Origin of the sequence: Bacillus rhizoplanae (genome assembly GCF_917563915.1) — a bacterium.
Lineage (GTDB): Bacteria > Bacillota > Bacilli > Bacillales > Bacillaceae_G > Bacillus_A > Bacillus_A rhizoplanae.
Genome location: NZ_CAKJTI010000003.1, coordinates 274,227 through 289,992, shown reverse-complemented (window position 1 = coordinate 289,992; position 15,766 = coordinate 274,227). Strand labels below are relative to the sequence as shown.

General features: G+C 35.3%; 16 protein-coding genes. 5 read left to right on the top strand and 11 right to left on the bottom strand.

Translation table 11 applies throughout. The features are described 5' to 3' along the window. Positions 1 to 236: 236 nt before the first annotated feature. Genes LRP84_RS05390 through LRP84_RS05380 form a run of 3 tightly spaced genes read right to left on the bottom strand, consistent with a single transcriptional unit; the run spans position 237 to position 4,331 of the window. On the bottom strand, positions 237 to 1,334 hold the full coding sequence (locus tag LRP84_RS05390; protein WP_230574128.1) for an alanine/ornithine racemase family PLP-dependent enzyme: 1,098 nt from the start codon (positions 1,332 to 1,334) through the stop codon (positions 237 to 239). 14 nt (positions 1,335 to 1,348) lie between these two features. Further along, the gene (locus LRP84_RS05385; protein ID WP_230574127.1) at positions 1,349 to 3,154 is read right to left on the bottom strand and encodes an IucA/IucC family protein; all 1,806 of its coding nucleotides are present in this window, start codon (positions 3,152 to 3,154) and stop codon (positions 1,349 to 1,351) included. After that, positions 3,138 to 4,331, bottom strand: coding sequence for an MFS transporter (locus tag LRP84_RS05380; protein ID WP_302850569.1), 1,194 nt, complete (start codon positions 4,329 to 4,331; stop codon positions 3,138 to 3,140). The genes LRP84_RS05385 and LRP84_RS05380 overlap by 17 nt, the downstream gene beginning before the upstream one ends. Positions 4,332 to 4,460: 129 nt before the next feature. On the opposite strand from LRP84_RS05380, the gene LRP84_RS05375 reads away from it, so the two are divergent. Continuing rightward, a complete protein-coding gene (locus LRP84_RS05375) occupies positions 4,461 to 6,440 on the top strand; it encodes an IucA/IucC family protein (RefSeq protein ID WP_230574125.1) in 1,980 nt (659 codons plus the stop codon). 109 nt (positions 6,441 to 6,549) lie between these two features. On the opposite strand, the gene LRP84_RS05370 is transcribed toward LRP84_RS05375, so the two are convergent. Then, positions 6,550 to 7,416, bottom strand: a complete 867-nt coding sequence (locus LRP84_RS05370) for a TIGR03943 family putative permease subunit (RefSeq protein ID WP_230574124.1) — start codon at positions 7,414 to 7,416, stop codon at positions 6,550 to 6,552. A gap of 12 nt (positions 7,417 to 7,428) precedes the next feature. Continuing rightward, positions 7,429 to 8,409 carry a permease gene (locus LRP84_RS05365; RefSeq protein WP_230574123.1) on the bottom strand — a complete coding sequence of 327 codons (981 nt, stop codon included), beginning with the start codon at positions 8,407 to 8,409 and terminating at the stop codon, positions 7,429 to 7,431. Positions 8,410 to 8,886: 477 nt separating this feature from the next. Between LRP84_RS05365 and LRP84_RS05360 the strand changes: the two genes are divergently transcribed. Next, positions 8,887 to 10,071, top strand: coding sequence for a GTP-binding protein (locus LRP84_RS05360; protein ID WP_230574122.1), 1,185 nt, complete (start codon positions 8,887 to 8,889; stop codon positions 10,069 to 10,071). 246 nt (positions 10,072 to 10,317) lie between these two features. On the opposite strand, the gene LRP84_RS05355 is transcribed toward LRP84_RS05360, so the two are convergent. Continuing rightward, entirely contained in the window at positions 10,318 to 10,488 is a 171-nt protein-coding gene (locus LRP84_RS05355; RefSeq protein ID WP_230574121.1) for a Fur-regulated basic protein FbpA, read from the bottom strand. A 333-nt stretch (positions 10,489 to 10,821) separates the two neighbouring features. Then, a complete protein-coding gene (locus LRP84_RS05350) occupies positions 10,822 to 11,646 on the bottom strand; it encodes a PP2C family serine/threonine-protein phosphatase (protein ID WP_437438762.1) in 825 nt (274 codons plus the stop codon). A 205-nt stretch (positions 11,647 to 11,851) separates the two neighbouring features. Here LRP84_RS05350 and LRP84_RS05345 point away from each other — a divergent pair, with 205 nt between their 5' ends. The 3 genes from LRP84_RS05345 to LRP84_RS05335 are packed head-to-tail and all read left to right on the top strand — an operon-like array spanning position 11,852 to position 12,765. Then, positions 11,852 to 12,262 carry a MarR family winged helix-turn-helix transcriptional regulator gene (locus tag LRP84_RS05345; protein ID WP_230574119.1) on the top strand — a complete coding sequence of 137 codons (411 nt, stop codon included), beginning with the start codon at positions 11,852 to 11,854 and terminating at the stop codon, positions 12,260 to 12,262. Then, a complete protein-coding gene (locus LRP84_RS05340) occupies positions 12,246 to 12,575 on the top strand; it encodes a DUF3147 family protein (protein WP_230574118.1) in 330 nt (109 codons plus the stop codon). Before LRP84_RS05345 ends, LRP84_RS05340 begins: the two co-directional genes overlap by 17 nt. A gap of 13 nt (positions 12,576 to 12,588) precedes the next feature. Beyond that, positions 12,589 to 12,765, top strand: a complete 177-nt coding sequence (locus LRP84_RS05335; RefSeq protein WP_437438761.1) for a hypothetical protein — start codon at positions 12,589 to 12,591, stop codon at positions 12,763 to 12,765. Between the two features lie 40 nt (positions 12,766 to 12,805). Here the strand turns inward: LRP84_RS05335 and LRP84_RS05330 are convergent, their stop codons facing one another. The 4 genes from LRP84_RS05330 to LRP84_RS05315 form a co-directional block, all read right to left on the bottom strand. Beyond that, a complete protein-coding gene (locus LRP84_RS05330; RefSeq protein WP_230574117.1) occupies positions 12,806 to 13,195 on the bottom strand; it encodes a hypothetical protein in 390 nt (129 codons plus the stop codon). 90 nt (positions 13,196 to 13,285) lie between these two features. After that, a complete protein-coding gene (locus tag LRP84_RS05325; RefSeq protein WP_230574116.1) occupies positions 13,286 to 13,858 on the bottom strand; it encodes a histidine phosphatase family protein in 573 nt (190 codons plus the stop codon). A gap of 389 nt (positions 13,859 to 14,247) precedes the next feature. Continuing rightward, complete coding sequence (locus tag LRP84_RS05320; RefSeq protein WP_098310367.1) at positions 14,248 to 14,409, bottom strand: peptidase; 162 nt, start codon at positions 14,407 to 14,409, stop codon at positions 14,248 to 14,250. Positions 14,410 to 14,507: 98 nt separating this feature from the next. Then, positions 14,508 to 15,716: an MFS transporter gene (locus tag LRP84_RS05315; RefSeq protein WP_230574167.1), complete on the bottom strand. Its 1,209-nt coding sequence runs from the start codon at positions 15,714 to 15,716 to the stop codon at positions 14,508 to 14,510. Between the last annotated feature and the right edge of the window lie 50 nt (positions 15,717 to 15,766).

Below are 15,766 nucleotides of genomic sequence, written 5' to 3'. Positions count from 1 at the left end.
TTATTGAGAGAATATTTATTAATATATAATAATTCACGCACTCTCTCGTACTAACAAACAGTAAGACTCTCACATCGATATTTAATGGAACTAGGAGAGAATACAATCACAATTAATGAAAGTTTCACTTTATCCCGCTATTCATGGGCAATAAGACGCCCACCTCAACATTCAGAGAAAAACGAAAAAAATAAGTGGGGGGATGAAGAATCCCCCCACTTACAGAAGTTTTACTTTTATAAGATAAGCGCTTTTTGCAGTACATCATCATATACATATTCTTTTTGTACAAGTGAAGAAACCATGCCGCTTTGCAATGCACTATACGTCGGAACGAATGTCATTTTATCTCCTATGCTATACGGTGTACTATCCGTTATATCAACAATTAAATGGTCACTACTTCCACCAAGAATTTCAATATTCCTATCGAAGGGTCGTAAACCGCTAATATCAAGATCCTGCCTTCCTATTGCAACAATCGCTCGTAATCGCTCCCCTTTATCTTCAAAATACGGAACTTGCCCAAATGCATCTTTTCCAATAACGCCTTTGGGCATAGACGGCTTTCTTTTTATTTCAATGATTTCTGCTTCTATTGAGAATACATCTTGGTACATAAAAGAAATATTCTTTCCATATGCTGTTTCTTTTCCAAGAAAAATAGCTTCTCCAACCCGTAAAGAGTTAACACGTCCAATTTGTTTTCTTTGCATGATAAGTGGTAACGAACTTGAATTACCGCCTGAGATAAACCGAAGCGGTTTCCCAATTTTCTTCTCTACCATTTTTGCTAATTGCGTTAATTCTTGTAAAGAATGTTCAGTTGGAATAACACCGCTAAAACAAGTGAAATTCGCTCCAATACCATCGAGTACAATTCCAGATATATTCGATACTTTCTGCGCTGCTTCCACAACTTGATATGGCATTATTCCTTCGCGTAGATCACCTAAATCAACCATTAGAATCACACGATGCGTTGTTCTGTATCTTCTTGCTGCTCTTCCCAATGCTTCTATGATGCATAGTTCAGAGTTCAAACTAATATCTGCACAAAGAACCGTTTCTTCTACTTCTGACAAAGCTGGTGCACGAATTAATAAAAGCTCAGCTTCTTTCCCTACAATAGAACGGATTTTATAAAGATGCTGTAATCTAGAATCAGCAAATCTTGTATACCCTGTCTCTTGAAGGGTTTCAATTACTTCTTTTGCAGCGCCGACCCCTTTTGTTACAGGAAAACATATAATATTTGAACGCTCGCATAATCGTTTCATTATCATGGCATTATACTTCAATTTTGAAAGGTTTACTTTCATGATAGGTAGCATGTTTATTCCTCCTATTATATACAAAGCGGGTTATGAAAACTTGTATACAAATAAGATTTTGCTTGATCTTGTATTCTCATTGCGAACAATGCTTTCGTTTCAATTTGCTTTGCAAATATAGCTGCCTTTTCCTCTTCGGTTGCATCTACCATGTACTCTTTAACAATAGCAGCAACAATTCTCCATAATTCTTTTTCCTGTACGTCATCTATCGAGCGAGCTAACGTAAATAATAAATCCCCAAAATGGTTCTGCAGTACCGAATGAATAAACTTGTTATAAACCTCATTCATATCATCTGTAAATACGACTGCTTCTTTAACCTCAGCAAAATCCACTACCTTTGCTAATGTCTTCTTATGAATTCTGACTCCGCCTAAATCACGTACAAAAATACGTTGGACCTCTCCGTTTTTTGTAACAATAATAGAGTTTTGCATATGTCCTTCTAAAGCAATTCCATATTGTAAAACAAGTTGTAATAAAGGAATCATAACTTTCTCAGTGTAATGAGCAACATAGTGAAATACCTCTTTTTTACCAATCGTTTCTGTTTCAAAATATGTACGTATCATATCTACAATAACGGGTTCCTCTTCTTTTAATGGATTGCTTGCTGTTAAACTAGCTCCAACCCATAATAATTCTCCCTCTTGCTTATATGCATTTGGGCTTTCTCGTAAAATAAATGCTAAATTCCTTCCTAAATGAAAATCATTCTGTTTTGTAAAAGTAGCTCCAACTCGTTCACGAACGACAACTACTGACTGCGCTAACTCTTTCTCATTCGCATAAATCGTATCAAACAGCGAAGAAAGAATTGGCCCATTTACTGTTATTTCTGGTGATACCGTTCTAACTGCACTTGTTGCTTGGGCGCGTACTGGAAGCTTCACATGATACGGTAACTCTAATAGATTCATTGTTCGAAATGAAAGCGTCGCTCTGGACGAAAGTTGATATGGGATTGGAATAATACGTCCTTCCTCTAACTCTTCCCCATACTCCTCTGTTAGTACATGCTCATATTGCCATGGATGAACAAGAAATGGATAAAAGTCTTCTATTCTGCCCCCTCTGCTTACTAATATTTGAGAAGCAGTTTCATATAAATCTGGTAAATTTTCATATAATACAGGTTTTTCAAAGCTATCTCCTGTAACTGCTGTTACATCTTTATGAACAAGCAATACGTATAACGGAACAACTTGCTCAAACTCAGGAGCATAACGTTTTACTTCTTCTTTTGATAAACCTAGTTTTGTTTTTGTTGAAGGATGAAGTGGGTGCCCTTCAATTACTAATGACTCTGTATATAATAATTCATCAAACGGCATACATATTTTTAATTCTTCAAAGAATTTGTATAGATTATTTGGCCTGTATTTCGCAAAAAACATCACGTTTGTTTCAAGTTGCTGCTTTACCCATTCTTGTTTTTGTTCCCATGCTTCATAAGCTAATTCTAGGTTCTCCACGCTATTCTGTAACTCTTTCTGTAAGGAGTCTGAAATATGAAGCTGAAAGAATGGTGCTACTTCCTCAAAAAACATTTGTAATGAATCAATCCATCTAACATGTCCTCTTACTTTAAACCGGAGTGGAAAAGCAAATTCGTATCGTTCAAATGCCCCTTCTTGTTGCACTTCTAATAATAATTCTGCTTCATTCATACAATCTATAATTTCAATACCATAATCATGCTTTAGCACAGCACAACTTTCTAATAATTTTTTTTCACGAATTAATGCATTACAAAAACGATTTAAAATACGATATTCCGCTTGTACTCGATTTGATTGTTTACTTTGAATGGACAAAATTCTTCACCTTCCCTTTTTGTTGTTTCACTTTTATATACTGAAATACAAATGGGATTATACATAAAGTACCCATCATTACAAATGTTTCAGAAATACCCACATATTCAATGGCATAACTTACTACAATTGAACCGAGTGGAATCATTCCTCGATCCATTAATACAACACTAAGCATAAGTCCTCGTTCCTCTTCACAGACATTGTTTTGAAAATAAACACGATTACTGGAACGTAACAACTGTCCAAAAAGGCCAATAGAGAATAGTAATATAAAAAATACAAATGTATTACTAATAATAAGGAGCGCTATACTAATAGAAAACAAAACTAAACTAATATAATAGATCCTAATTTCTGAGATGTACTCTAACACTTTAGGAAGAATAATAGTTGCTATAATGGCACCGATTGCTGCCGAAGACATCGCAATGCCAAATACCTCTGCTTTTCCAGTAAATTGATGCGAAACAAGTACAGGCAATACAGACGTATACGAAAAACCAAAAGCCATTATAATCATTGATGTGATAAAAATGTCTCTTCCCATATGATCATGAGAGAAATATTGAACAATTTGTTCCCAGCTTGCCTTTTTCTTTTCTTTTCGTTTTTTCATCGTTTGATCTTTCATTGGTAAGACAAGAATGAATGCAATAAGTGAACAAACTGCCTGCATCGTAAATGTAAGTTCAATATGTCCTCCTGCAATTAGAAATCCAGCTACAGCCGGCCCTGTCGAGCGACAAACATTCATCACAAACGAATTCATAGATATAAGTTTACTAATTTGATTGTTCGTATCAATATCCGAAAGAAGTGTATTTCGATTTGGTGTTTCTAATGCACTAATTACTCCTCTTACAAATGAGAAAAGAAGGAAAATAAAAAAGGACGGAGCAATAAACACAACATAAATGGCAAGTAACGTTGTAACTACTAGCCCCCAAAATGAATACAACTTCATTAACTTAATACGCGGATGCAGATCACAAAGCTTCCCTGCATATACACTAAACAATGCAATTGGAATGAGTCGTACAAAGTTTATCCATCCTAAATATGTAGCACTATGATACACATCATAGACGTACCAATTGATTGCAGTCATTCCAAGCCAATTCCCCATAAATAAGAAAAATGAACTACTAAAGAAGAGTTTGCGAATATGAACCACCTCAAATTTTTTGTTGCATTTTTAAATGCTTCTTTTATAATTGAAATTGATTATCAATATCACTGTAAAAACAATATAAAATATTCTCACTTCTTTGTAAAGACTAAAAAATTGAGAAAGGTGGTTTCTATGAACCTAAATAAAATTCAAACGTTAGCAGTAGAAGAACAAAATTTACTTTCTTTTTTACAACAACATCATGCTCCATTACATGAAACCTATCAACAAATGATTCGAAAGGGACGAACTGGTATACTCGAACGACTACTATCGTCCTTCATACGTGAAAATATATGTAACATGACAAAAACTGGAATCATATTTAGAAAACACGAAGGGGTGTTTGCATCATTTTCAGATCATCGTTGCCCAGATTATTTACTAGATTATATAAACACTCATATTCATCAATTTGACGAGTTTTCAATGATACAAGGACTATATTTTAAACAACAAAATACATATCTACTTATACCGATTCAACACGTATATGCCTTTGAACGTCCTTTTGTAAAGGGACCGTACATTCTCGTCTCACCGTCTAGTCAAACAGAAATTATACATCCAAATGAAGTATTGGCATTATTACTACATGAAGATTGGCAAGGACCACTTTCCTATTTTCATATGTTTGAAGATGATCTCGCAAATAGCGCTGCCAATTTAGCTCTTGCTTATACATCTCATGAACAAACTGAGAATGTTTCAACGCTACAAGCTGCTTCTCGAGCGCAAGATCCATATGCCTTTTTTGAACAGCTCGTTATAGAAGGTCACCCTTGTCACCCTGGTACCAAAATGAGAAAAGGTTTAAGTCCGGAAGAAACACTTGCCTATTCAGCTGAGTTTAAAAATACAATTCCATTGCGCTTTGTAGCTATACATCAAGATTATGTAAGCGCTGCTTTTATGGAAGAACAAAATTGGAATGCATTATTGTTTTCTTTTGAACCTGTACTCCAAGTAGAAGCCGAAATAAGACTTGGCGATAAAATAGATGACTACATTTTATTACCGATTCATCCATGGCAAGCTACTCATACGCTACGTGAAATTTACAGTGATGAACTCGAAAAACAAATCATCATTTTATTCGATTATGAAGCGAATTATTTAGCAGGCATGTCATTTCGTACAATCTTTCCTGAACAATATGAAACGATTAGACCGCATTATAAACTGACAACAAATATTCATTTAACAGGAGAAGTGCGGACGTTATCCGAACAAACCATTCATAATGGACCACTTATGAGCAATATTTTAAAACAAGTTGTTACGCAAGATACGATGATTGACGAAACTCGCTTTGTTCCAATTATGGAACGAGCTGGCGCTCATTTTCTTCATCCAAATGACATAGATGAAGAAACACAAACATTACGAAGCGAAAATCTCGCTTGTGTCATTCGCGACAACATTCATGCTTATGTAAAACACGATGAATGGGCTATTGTAGGCTCTGCCCTTGTCGCTTCAGTACACGGTGCGAATAAACCCGTCATAGTAGAACTAATTGAGTTATATAAAGATAGCCACAACCTACCATTACACGATGCAATTGCTAGGTTTATTGAAAAATATGTAACAAATGCCCTTGTCGGCTTTATTCCGCTCATGGTTAAATACGGCATTGGTTTAGAAGGACACCTGCAAAATACAGTTCCTGTATTTAAAAAAGATGGTACACCGGACCGACTACTCGTGCGAGATTGGGAGGGTATTCGAGTTCATCGTAGTCGTTTACAAAATGCGGGATTTGATGTAAACGTATTTCATCATAAATCAAGAATTCTAGTAGATGATGAAAAAAGTATGCGTAATAAAGTATTTTACTCTGTGATGCAAAATCACTTTGGCGAGTTATTTTTACATATAAGTCAGTTCTATCAACTAGATGAGCAACTGCTGTGGAATGTTGTAAAACGAGTCTTGAACAATATTTTTATAGATTTACAAAAAGATTCTAACTATAAAGAGCATGCAATATCTGACTATGCTGTCTTTTTTGCAGATAAAGTAGATTATAAAGCTTTAACTCTTATGCGTATAATGGGAGAAGCACATGCCTATTTTTATGTAAAAGTTGACAACCCTTTATGTAAGTGAAGTAAAAACGAATGATTTTGAATCTCAAAAAAGTGTGAAATAAATTGCGAAGAATCTATGATTTGACATACAAATTAAGATGAGCTCAATTATGAGCTCATCTTTTTGTTTACGGTATTAATTGTTCATATACATATGGTTGCTTTGGAGCTGCTATTTTTTCTACTTTATTTACTTTTACAAGTGGAAATAAAGCGCCCCTATATGTTGTTTCATCTAAAATTCCTGTAATCGTAACCCACGTCTCATCTTGCAACTCAGTAATTCCTTCTCCTGAAGCAATCATTCCCCAAACCGTCGCATCTGCCACGCAGCACGTAATACCATAACGTGCGACTACCACGTTATTTCCTTCCACTTCTTTATCATGATATACAAAACCTGAATACGTAACTTCTTTCCCTTTAAAACCAAGAACATCACGACCTATTATATCCATAGCAGCAATATAGTTCGTATCATTTATTTGTATGCTTTTCTTTTTCAAAAAGTCCTTTTCTAAGTCTTCCGATGGTTTTTGAGAACTTGGTACATTAGCAATTGGCCGTTCCTCTTCATCTACTAATAAACTCTTCCAATCTTCATTTTCTTTCTGTATCTTCGTTTGTGTACTTTGATTCATTCCGCGTTTAGCAGCAACACTTCCATCAATTGCTACACTCGAGAATAAAAAGGCGCTGATGATAGGTATAAGAAATAATCCATACAAGAAGCAAGTTCCTATTTTCGTTTTTGGGAAACCATGTCCCTCGCAGCAATGACATGCCTTTACCTTCTCATTTCCACTTCGCCACACTTGTAAACAACCAAGCAGTAAAGACACAATTGTTGCAACATAAATAAGTTTTATCATACGCGGTGCAATAAAGTTAGTTATATGTCCCGTAACAAGTAATTTGAATAATAGCATAGCAAATCCAATCAATATAATGCCGCGAATATAAATATGAAATCCCCTTTTCTCCTGCTCCTCCATCTTCTTTGCCTCCTATCCCATCGCAAGTTGCACGATTACATACACGCTAATCGTCACAATCGCCATAAATAGAAACACGAACTTCTTTTGAAAATATGCAAATAACATAACTGTATTTTTCAAATCAAGCATTGGTCCAAACACTAAAAAAGCGAGAAGAGCTTTTGCTGAAAAAATATGCCCAAACGATGCTGCAATAAATGCATCTGCTTCAGAACAAAGAGATAAAACATAACCAAAAGCCATCATCGCAAGTGGAGAAATAAAACTACTGCTCCCTAATTCAGTCAAAATTTGACGATCTAAAAACGTTTGAAATAAGCTAGCCAAAAATGCGCCGATTAGCAAATACTTTCCTGTACTAAAAAACTCATCTGCTGCATGTGAAGCAACCTCTTTCCAACTTCTCTTCGAATGTTTATGTTCACTTACCACACTGCTTTCTTTTAATACATTTTTGTTACGATACAAGTAATACACGATACATCCCATACATATAGCAACAAGAAAAGCTAGTCCAAAGCGTCCATATACAATTGTGTGATTCGTACGAAACGCATAATATGTCGATAAAAATACAATTGGGTTCAATATAGGAGCACTAACAAGAATAACCATTCCTACATGAAGTGGTAGTCCTTTTTGGATCAGCCTTCTTACAATTGGAATAATTACGCACTCACACATCGGAAATAACACCCCAACAAATGCAGCTGGAAACATGGCAACAATCGGATGCTTCGGCAACACTTTCCTGATCACTTCTTCTGTCACAAATACTTGAATAATCCCTGAAATTAATACGCCAAGTAATATAAATGGAACTGCTTCAAAAAAGATACTCAAAAAGATTGTATTTACATTCATCCACTTTTTCGGAATCAGTGCTTGCAACGATGATACATTTGTAAAATCAACAAAAAACAATAAGAACAGAAATAGTCCAATTAGCATCATACCAAGAATTTCTCTAGAAATCCGTGCAAGTGTCATTACAATCTCCTCCTTTATATCGTTATCTCATGCACCTAGCAATAAAGTAAAACTTCCATCAGTGGAGGGTTTTTCACCCCCACTGATAGAAAGCCCGCTCAATCGGGCTTTTACGGGTAGCTATCCCCCACCTATCTTCTTTGCTTCTCTCTGCATCTTGAGATGGGGGTCTTACTGCCCGTTAATGCGGGATAAAATCGCCACTTCAAAATTCCGAAAAATTTTTAAAAACACTATTCGTAAGGTCCCGTAATGGAATTCTAAATGAATAAAATCCTTTCTGATAGAAGCTCCACTCTATTGTAAACATATGCTTGTCCTCTTTTTCTATGACATGTTTCATCCGCAGCATACTTACTATATCTTATTTACAAATCGTAACCATTATGATTTATTGTTGCAATTTTATTTTGCATCCTTTAAGATATAACAAGAAATAAAACGTAATGATTACGATTTAAAAAGGAGAGTCTTTATATGAAAAAAATTCCTGTTACAGTATTAAGCGGGTATTTAGGATCTGGAAAAACAACATTACTAAATCATATACTTACAAATCGCGACGGAATGAAAGTAGCTGTCATTGTTAATGACATGAGCGAAATTAACATTGATGCTGCACTTGTCAAACAAGGTGGATTTTCTAGAACAGAGGAAAAACTTGTTGAAATTCAAAATGGATGTATTTGCTGTACATTACGTGAAGATTTAATTATAGAAGTGAACCGTCTCGTTGAATCTGGGGATATTGATTATATTGTCATCGAATCTTCAGGTATTAGTGAGCCTATTCCAGTTGCACAAACATTCACATATATGGACGAAGAATTAGCAATCAACTTATCAAATACATGTCGTTTAGATACGATGGTTACTGTCGTAGATGCGAATCGTTTCTGGGATGATTATGCTTCTGGTGAAAGTTTATTAGATCGCCAAGAAGCACTTGATGAGACAGATACGCGCGAAGTAATTGATTTACTCATCGATCAAATTGAATTTGCAAATGTAATTATTTTAAACAAAACAGATATGCTAGAGCAGGATGATATTACAGAACTTCACAAACTATTACAAAGGTTAAATCCAGAAGCTCGTATTATTGAAGCAGTTTATTCGCAAGTGCCGTTATACACAATCCTAAATACGAATCTATTTGACTATGAAAAAGCAAGTCAAGCAGCTGGATGGATTAAAGAATTAAACAGCGAACACACACCTGAGACAGACGAGTATAACATTTCATCATTTGTATACCGCCGTAAGCGCCCGTTCCACTCTGAAAGATTGATGAAATGGCTCGAAAGCTGGCCACTTGACGTCGTGAGAGCGAAAGGCTTCTTCTGGCTTGCTTCTCGCAACAATATCATTGGACTTCTCTCTCAAGCTGGTTCATCTATCACGATTCAAGGAGCTGGTGAGTGGATTGCAGCTACTTCAAAAGAAGAACAACAACAAATTATTGCAGAAGACCCAGACATTTTAAACCGTTGGGATGACGCATACGGAGACCGAATTACAGAGTTAGTCTTTATCGGTATTGACATGAACAGAGAAGAAATAGAACAATCTTTGGACCACTGCTTATTAACTGAACAAGAAATGTATGAAGACTGGGATACGTTTCTTGATCCTATCCCTTCATTTACGACTGCATCTTAAACAAAATCCCCTTTCTCAGTGTAGTATTGAGAAAGGGGATTTTGTTTAAGGTGAACTTTCCATAAGTAAAAGATTTCTTCATCTACTACTAATGGTTAACCATGCCTCTTTAATTCATCTAAAAAGAACAATGTTGGATAAAGTGAAACTTCCATCAGTGGGGGTTTTCTTTATCCCCCACCTAGCTTCCTTGCTCCTCTCTGAATCTTGAGGTGGGGGTCTTACTGCCCGTTAATGCGGGATAAACTACGCGCGTACATCTTCATATTTTAAGCTATCATTATATTCTTTTTCTAATTCATCTAGTGATAATTCATACAATTGTTTATTTAATACTTTGTATACACCTACATCAATTAACTTCTCAATCAATTGTTTTTTCCTTTGTTCTACAGCATAACGGAGCCCATAACTCATTCTTTCTTCAAAACTCCTTTCGACAATTCCCCTATCATAACCTTTACCAGTTATAAAATAGGTTTTTAGGAAGTTAGATTATCATATAAATAATTTACTACACGAACGTTTTGTGGCCACATTATACATATATATGCACAAAAAAAGATCTCATGACAATTTTTGAGATCTTTTTTATTGAACATTCTACTTCTTATATCCGGAATGATTACATCAAGTATTAACATTCCATCCAGCCTTCTAAACTCTTTCTTTAGTAGTGTTTCTTTAAAATAAAACATACCGCATAGAAGAATGTATTTTCTTCTGTGCGGTATGTTTTACATATTACTTCTAATTTTTATCATATCTGCTTTCATCACCCTCACAGGTCCAATCTATATTTTCTATATCAACGGACCAACCTATAATTGTGACACCTTTTGCTTCTTTCCAAGAATCTACCTTGACAAGTATTTGTCCAATATGAAGGGCATCTTCTGCATGTAACGATTGATATAATAGATGATCGTCTTCAAATATCCGTTCACCACATTCAACAATCCCATCTGTTGCCATCACAAGATGATTGGTTCCTTCTTGTAATTCACGAATCCCCGAAGTAAAACAAGGTGTTGCTGCTGAAAAAATATTCTTTCTGCCAATCCTCTCATAACATTGCCGTTTATTCAAACGCCCCTGGTCACATTGTAATAGTCTTGGATGAAATAAGTAGACAAAACATTCTCCTACTGACAACCAATACACAAACTTTCCTTTCCGAAGACAAATAAGGCATGATGTTTGTCCTTGTATTCGTTCACTTTCTTCAATAAATTTTTCATCTGTAAAGAGCGATAATAAATACATATGCGTATGATGAAAAACTAAATGAGAAGGATAAGTGAAAAGCTGCAATAACTTCTCTTTTCTTTTACAAATTATATCTATAATAAGCTTTGCTCTTTCGATAGTACTTTGTGCATCAAAAATCATAACAAATTCCCATGTTCCTTGTGGATCACACCAAGCAAGCACAGCATCTTCATTTTCGCTTGCACCAGCTTCTGTATTTCCACCATATAATCCGATAGAAAGAGGATCTAGCTTTTCTACATGAATCTCATTTAAATACGCTTTTTCATCACCAGTCCATTTAAAGGTATGTACGGCTTCCATCCTCATCCCTCGTTTCATTGTGATTTTAAGATAAGATTATATTATCTACTAAAAAAAAGATACTTTTTTACAGAAAAATTTAATAAATAAAGTGAAACTTCCATCAGTGGAGGGCTTACTGCCCGTTAATGTGAGATAAAAACATTTATATCTTTACAAACAATTATATCGTATTATACGATATAAAAAAAAGGGGGTTGTAATCATGCTAACTTTAAATAAACATTGGGAAACAATTTATTTTTACCTCCGTCATGAATACGAAGAAAATTTATCTCACCAAGCCATTCGTATTTTACAAATGATTTCTCGAAAAGAAGCACAAACCATTAGTGATATCGCTGCAAAACTCTCTCTCTCTCATAACACAGCTTCTGAACATATTAAACGGTTAATTCAGAAAGAATTTGTAGTAAAAAAGCGTAGTAAACAAGATGAACGAGTTGTACTTGTGACAGTAACAAAAAAAGGAAAGAATGCATTAGCTACACACACATTGCTCGATGAAACAAAGCTAAAAAAAATAGAAGAGAAGTTATCTGAAGAAGAAAAACAGCTGATTCAATCTGCATTTGAATTATTAGCGAAGGAGGCTTACGATGTCTTTTCTCATTAAAGTGATTGTCTCTGCACTTATTATTGGAGGAGTTACAGAAATCGCTAAGCACTATAGTACACTTGGCGGCTTCATTGCCGCCCTTCCATTAATTAGTTTGCTCAGTTTATTTTGGATTTCTGTGGAAGGAGGTTCTCGAGAAAAATTAAGTGATTTTGCACTAGGAGTGTTATATGGTTTTCCAGCATCAGCCTTACTGTTATTCATTGTATATTTAGGTCTTCGCAATTCATTTTCACTTAGCACTTCTATTCTATGCGGTATAGGAGTATGGGCAATATTATTGGTATGCCAAAGGTTTCTTCAAACTTAAGGGGGGCTTTATTTTGATTACAGCAGAGGTATTAGAAAATGTGTGGCAAGAACTCATTCATGAACAAACTACACTTTCAAAACAAAGTCAACTTGTTGTTGCTACTAAATCGGGACACTCCATTGAAATAGATCGGCCCGATATTATAATTGAAGCAGTAAAACAAATCAAAAATATACAGAACTTATAGAAAGAGGAAAGCAGTGTCTATACTGCTTTCCCCCTTCTTCTTATTCAAAGTCTTCTTCTAACTCTTCTACATCATAAAACAAGTTTCCATTGTTTACATGAATAGGGCCGTTTGCAACATCAACGCGTAACACCCATGCCCACGGCACAGATAAACGCTCATGCAGTGCCCGCCAGAAAGCCATCGACTTTCTCTCATATTCTTCTAACTCTTCTAACATCTCTTTATAGGAGGCACCGTCTAACTGAATATTTACTTCCATTAAACGTGAAAAAGCGTAATGCTTTAGTTCTAGTTCTGCAGCAATTTCCATTTCCTCAGGTGTTGCCATACCAATAATCGTTCCGTCAGGTGGTAAAATCTCATACACATTGTGAACTTCTACAACTTCTCCTGGCATGGATGAAAATCTATTGTTTTTCTCGAACATATGAACAGCCTCCTTTTATTAAAAAACTTTTTCACTCCAGCCATTGATTTCTATAACTGTTACATAATCTCCTGCTCTTTTCGTCAATCTTCACACATTTTTTACAATGTCCTCTTTCCAAAGTCGACTTGCTTGAACAAACTGATCTTCTGAAAATGTCAGCTTATATATGTCAGGCATATGAAGCTCCTTCCAAAATGAAAAATCATATTGGGAATCAAAATAATTCATAATAAGGACCATAATATTCCCGTGTGTTCCTATTACAATATTTTTCCCTTCATATTTCTGCAAGACTTTCATCATGCAAGAAACTCCGCGCTGCTGGGCAATAACGTTAGATTCTCCACCTTCAAACTGAAAAGAAGGATTCTCCCATACTTTCGTAATGGATTTCTCGAAATCTTCGACAGGCTCTAAACTTAATAAACGTTCTCTTAAATCTTCCTCTAACTCAATCGATAAGTCGAAATGTTCAGCAATCCCTTCTACTGTTTGAATAGCCCTTTTATATGGACTAGCAATCACAACATCTATCGATTCATTTTGTAATACTTCTATCACACTCTCTGCTGCTTGCCATCCTTTCTCAGACAATGGTCTTTCTCTCTCATCTGGCGTATATGTAGAATGTGCGTGACGTACAAAGTAAATATTAGTCATTCCCCTATCCCCTTTGCATTTTTCATAATTATATAATAACTACTACAACTATAGCGGAAGGGATTAACCAAATTTATGTAAATTTGGTAATATAGAAATAAAATACATTACATAACAAAAAGTGTGATGTTTGTATTTCTAACATACTCCGCACCACACTTTTTGTTTACATAATAAAATTATGAATTTTTAACTATTCTAGAAAACATCCCATTAACAGTAAATTTTGTAAAGGTAATGTTTTATCCCGAATTAACGGACAGTAAGACCCCCACCTCAAGATTCAGAGAAAAGCGAAGAAGATAGGTGGATGATAACTGTCCGTAAAAGCCCGATTGGTGAGAGCTTTCCATCAGTGGGAAAAGACGTCCACTGATGGAAGTTTCACTTTATTTCCCGTGATGTAACATGAAATCACTTGCTTCTTCTTCAATATGATTTAACTTTACAACCCCTTCTTTCCACTTATGAATGTAACGCGTTACACCTACAGTAAAAGAAACAAAAATAGAAGAAAGAATAACTCCATATACAACACCAACAGTACTCATAACGACACTTCCTTATCATAGGATAATAATATTAGTATACTCCTTTTTTTATCCAAATGCAGGGAGTTCATCTTTTTGTAACAATGACTACTTATTCTTTAAGATATAGACACTTCCTCCTGTTTTTGCACATTCTTCCATTGCTTCGTTCCCAAAAAAACAACAACAAACAATCCAAAGACAGATATAAGCATAACAGTAGATGCTGGTATATAGTCTAAAAGTACGCCGTACAAAAGTGTTCCAAGAGGGACAATTGCTGTTGCAATTGTTTCAATTAATCCGAATACACGTCCTAAATATTCTGGTGCCGTCGTTTTTTGAACAAAGACTTGTAATGGGACATTAATCGTGATGATATTCACTCCAAAAAGCATCATAAGTGTAATGTAATATATGAAAATCATTGTTTTAGATAACGGAAGAAACATTGGTAATACAATACACAACAATAATCCAGACAGTATGAAAAGGTTCCTACGAATCGTCCGAAACTTATTTGTTGCTTCTGCTCGAACGGATAAAACAATAGAAGCGATTAACATCCCAACAGCAAACATACCTTCAATTACCCCAAATTGTTGAGAGGAAAGTGATAATTTTTGAACGATAATATATGGAAGTGAGACCGTAACTGCACAAAAAAAGAAATTCAGCCAAAGTGAAAGTTTCAGCATCGAAAATATGTCACTTTGCTCTTTCACATATACAAAGCCTTCTTTTATGCTCGTTAAAAAATGATCCTTATTTTCTTTTTTGTCTGCTTTATACAAATCAAATACCATAAATACTTCTATTATCGCTGCAAAAGCAAATGTAATACCATTCAGTAAAAAAAAGAATTTCATAGAAAATAAGCCGTATACAAGACCACCAATAATCGGTCCTAAAATTGTCGCAAGCGATGTAGCTGTTTGATTTAATGAATTCGCTTTTTGAATACGTGTAGTATCAACTAGAGATGGAATTGAGGATGTTAAAGCAATAGAGAAAAAGCTTGCACATATGGATAACAGTGCTGCGGATACATAGATGAAGATCAGTGAAAGTCCAAATGAAGTTGAAAGTAAGAACATAGTAAACATAATAAGAGCACTTAATACATCTCCTCCAACAGCGAGCCACTTCCGGTTAATTCGGTCTGCAGCTGCTCCGGCAATGGGCCCGCAAATCAAACGCGGAACGGAACCACAAACAAGGGTAATAGCAAACCCCATGCCAGATCCTGTCGTTTTTAAAACGTACAGCCCCATTGCAAACGTGTAAATATTTGCCCCAAGCATTGATGATAATTTCCCAATCATCATCAAAACAATATTTCGCGTCGCAATTTTTAATCGTGCATCATTTTGCTTTT

What these genes read in the sequence shown, in the direction of transcription:
- LRP84_RS05390 (WP_230574128.1), bottom strand. Translation starts at nt 1,334, where the DNA reads ATGCTACCTATCATGAAAGTAAACCTTTCAAAATTGAAGTATAATGCC.
- LRP84_RS05375 (WP_230574125.1), top strand. Translation starts at nt 4,461, where the DNA reads ATGAACCTAAATAAAATTCAAACGTTAGCAGTAGAAGAACAAAATTTA.
- LRP84_RS05370 (WP_230574124.1), bottom strand. Translation starts at nt 7,416, where the DNA reads ATGGAGGAGCAGGAGAAAAGGGGATTTCATATTTATATTCGCGGCATT.
- LRP84_RS05365 (WP_230574123.1), bottom strand. Translation starts at nt 8,409, where the DNA reads ATGACACTTGCACGGATTTCTAGAGAAATTCTTGGTATGATGCTAATT.
- LRP84_RS05360 (WP_230574122.1), top strand. Translation starts at nt 8,887, where the DNA reads ATGAAAAAAATTCCTGTTACAGTATTAAGCGGGTATTTAGGATCTGGA.
- LRP84_RS05355 (WP_230574121.1), bottom strand. Translation starts at nt 10,488, where the DNA reads ATGAGTTATGGGCTCCGTTATGCTGTAGAACAAAGGAAAAAACAATTG.
- LRP84_RS05350 (WP_437438762.1), bottom strand. Translation starts at nt 11,646, where the DNA reads ATGGAAGCCGTACATACCTTTAAATGGACTGGTGATGAAAAAGCGTAT.
- LRP84_RS05345 (WP_230574119.1), top strand. Translation starts at nt 11,852, where the DNA reads ATGCTAACTTTAAATAAACATTGGGAAACAATTTATTTTTACCTCCGT.
- LRP84_RS05340 (WP_230574118.1), top strand. Translation starts at nt 12,246, where the DNA reads ATGTCTTTTCTCATTAAAGTGATTGTCTCTGCACTTATTATTGGAGGA.
- LRP84_RS05330 (WP_230574117.1), bottom strand. Translation starts at nt 13,195, where the DNA reads ATGTTCGAGAAAAACAATAGATTTTCATCCATGCCAGGAGAAGTTGTA.
- LRP84_RS05325 (WP_230574116.1), bottom strand. Translation starts at nt 13,858, where the DNA reads ATGACTAATATTTACTTTGTACGTCACGCACATTCTACATATACGCCA.
- LRP84_RS05320 (WP_098310367.1), bottom strand. Translation starts at nt 14,409, where the DNA reads ATGAGTACTGTTGGTGTTGTATATGGAGTTATTCTTTCTTCTATTTTT.
- LRP84_RS05315 (WP_230574167.1), bottom strand. Translation starts at nt 15,716, where the DNA reads ATGATGATTGGGAAATTATCATCAATGCTTGGGGCAAATATTTACACG.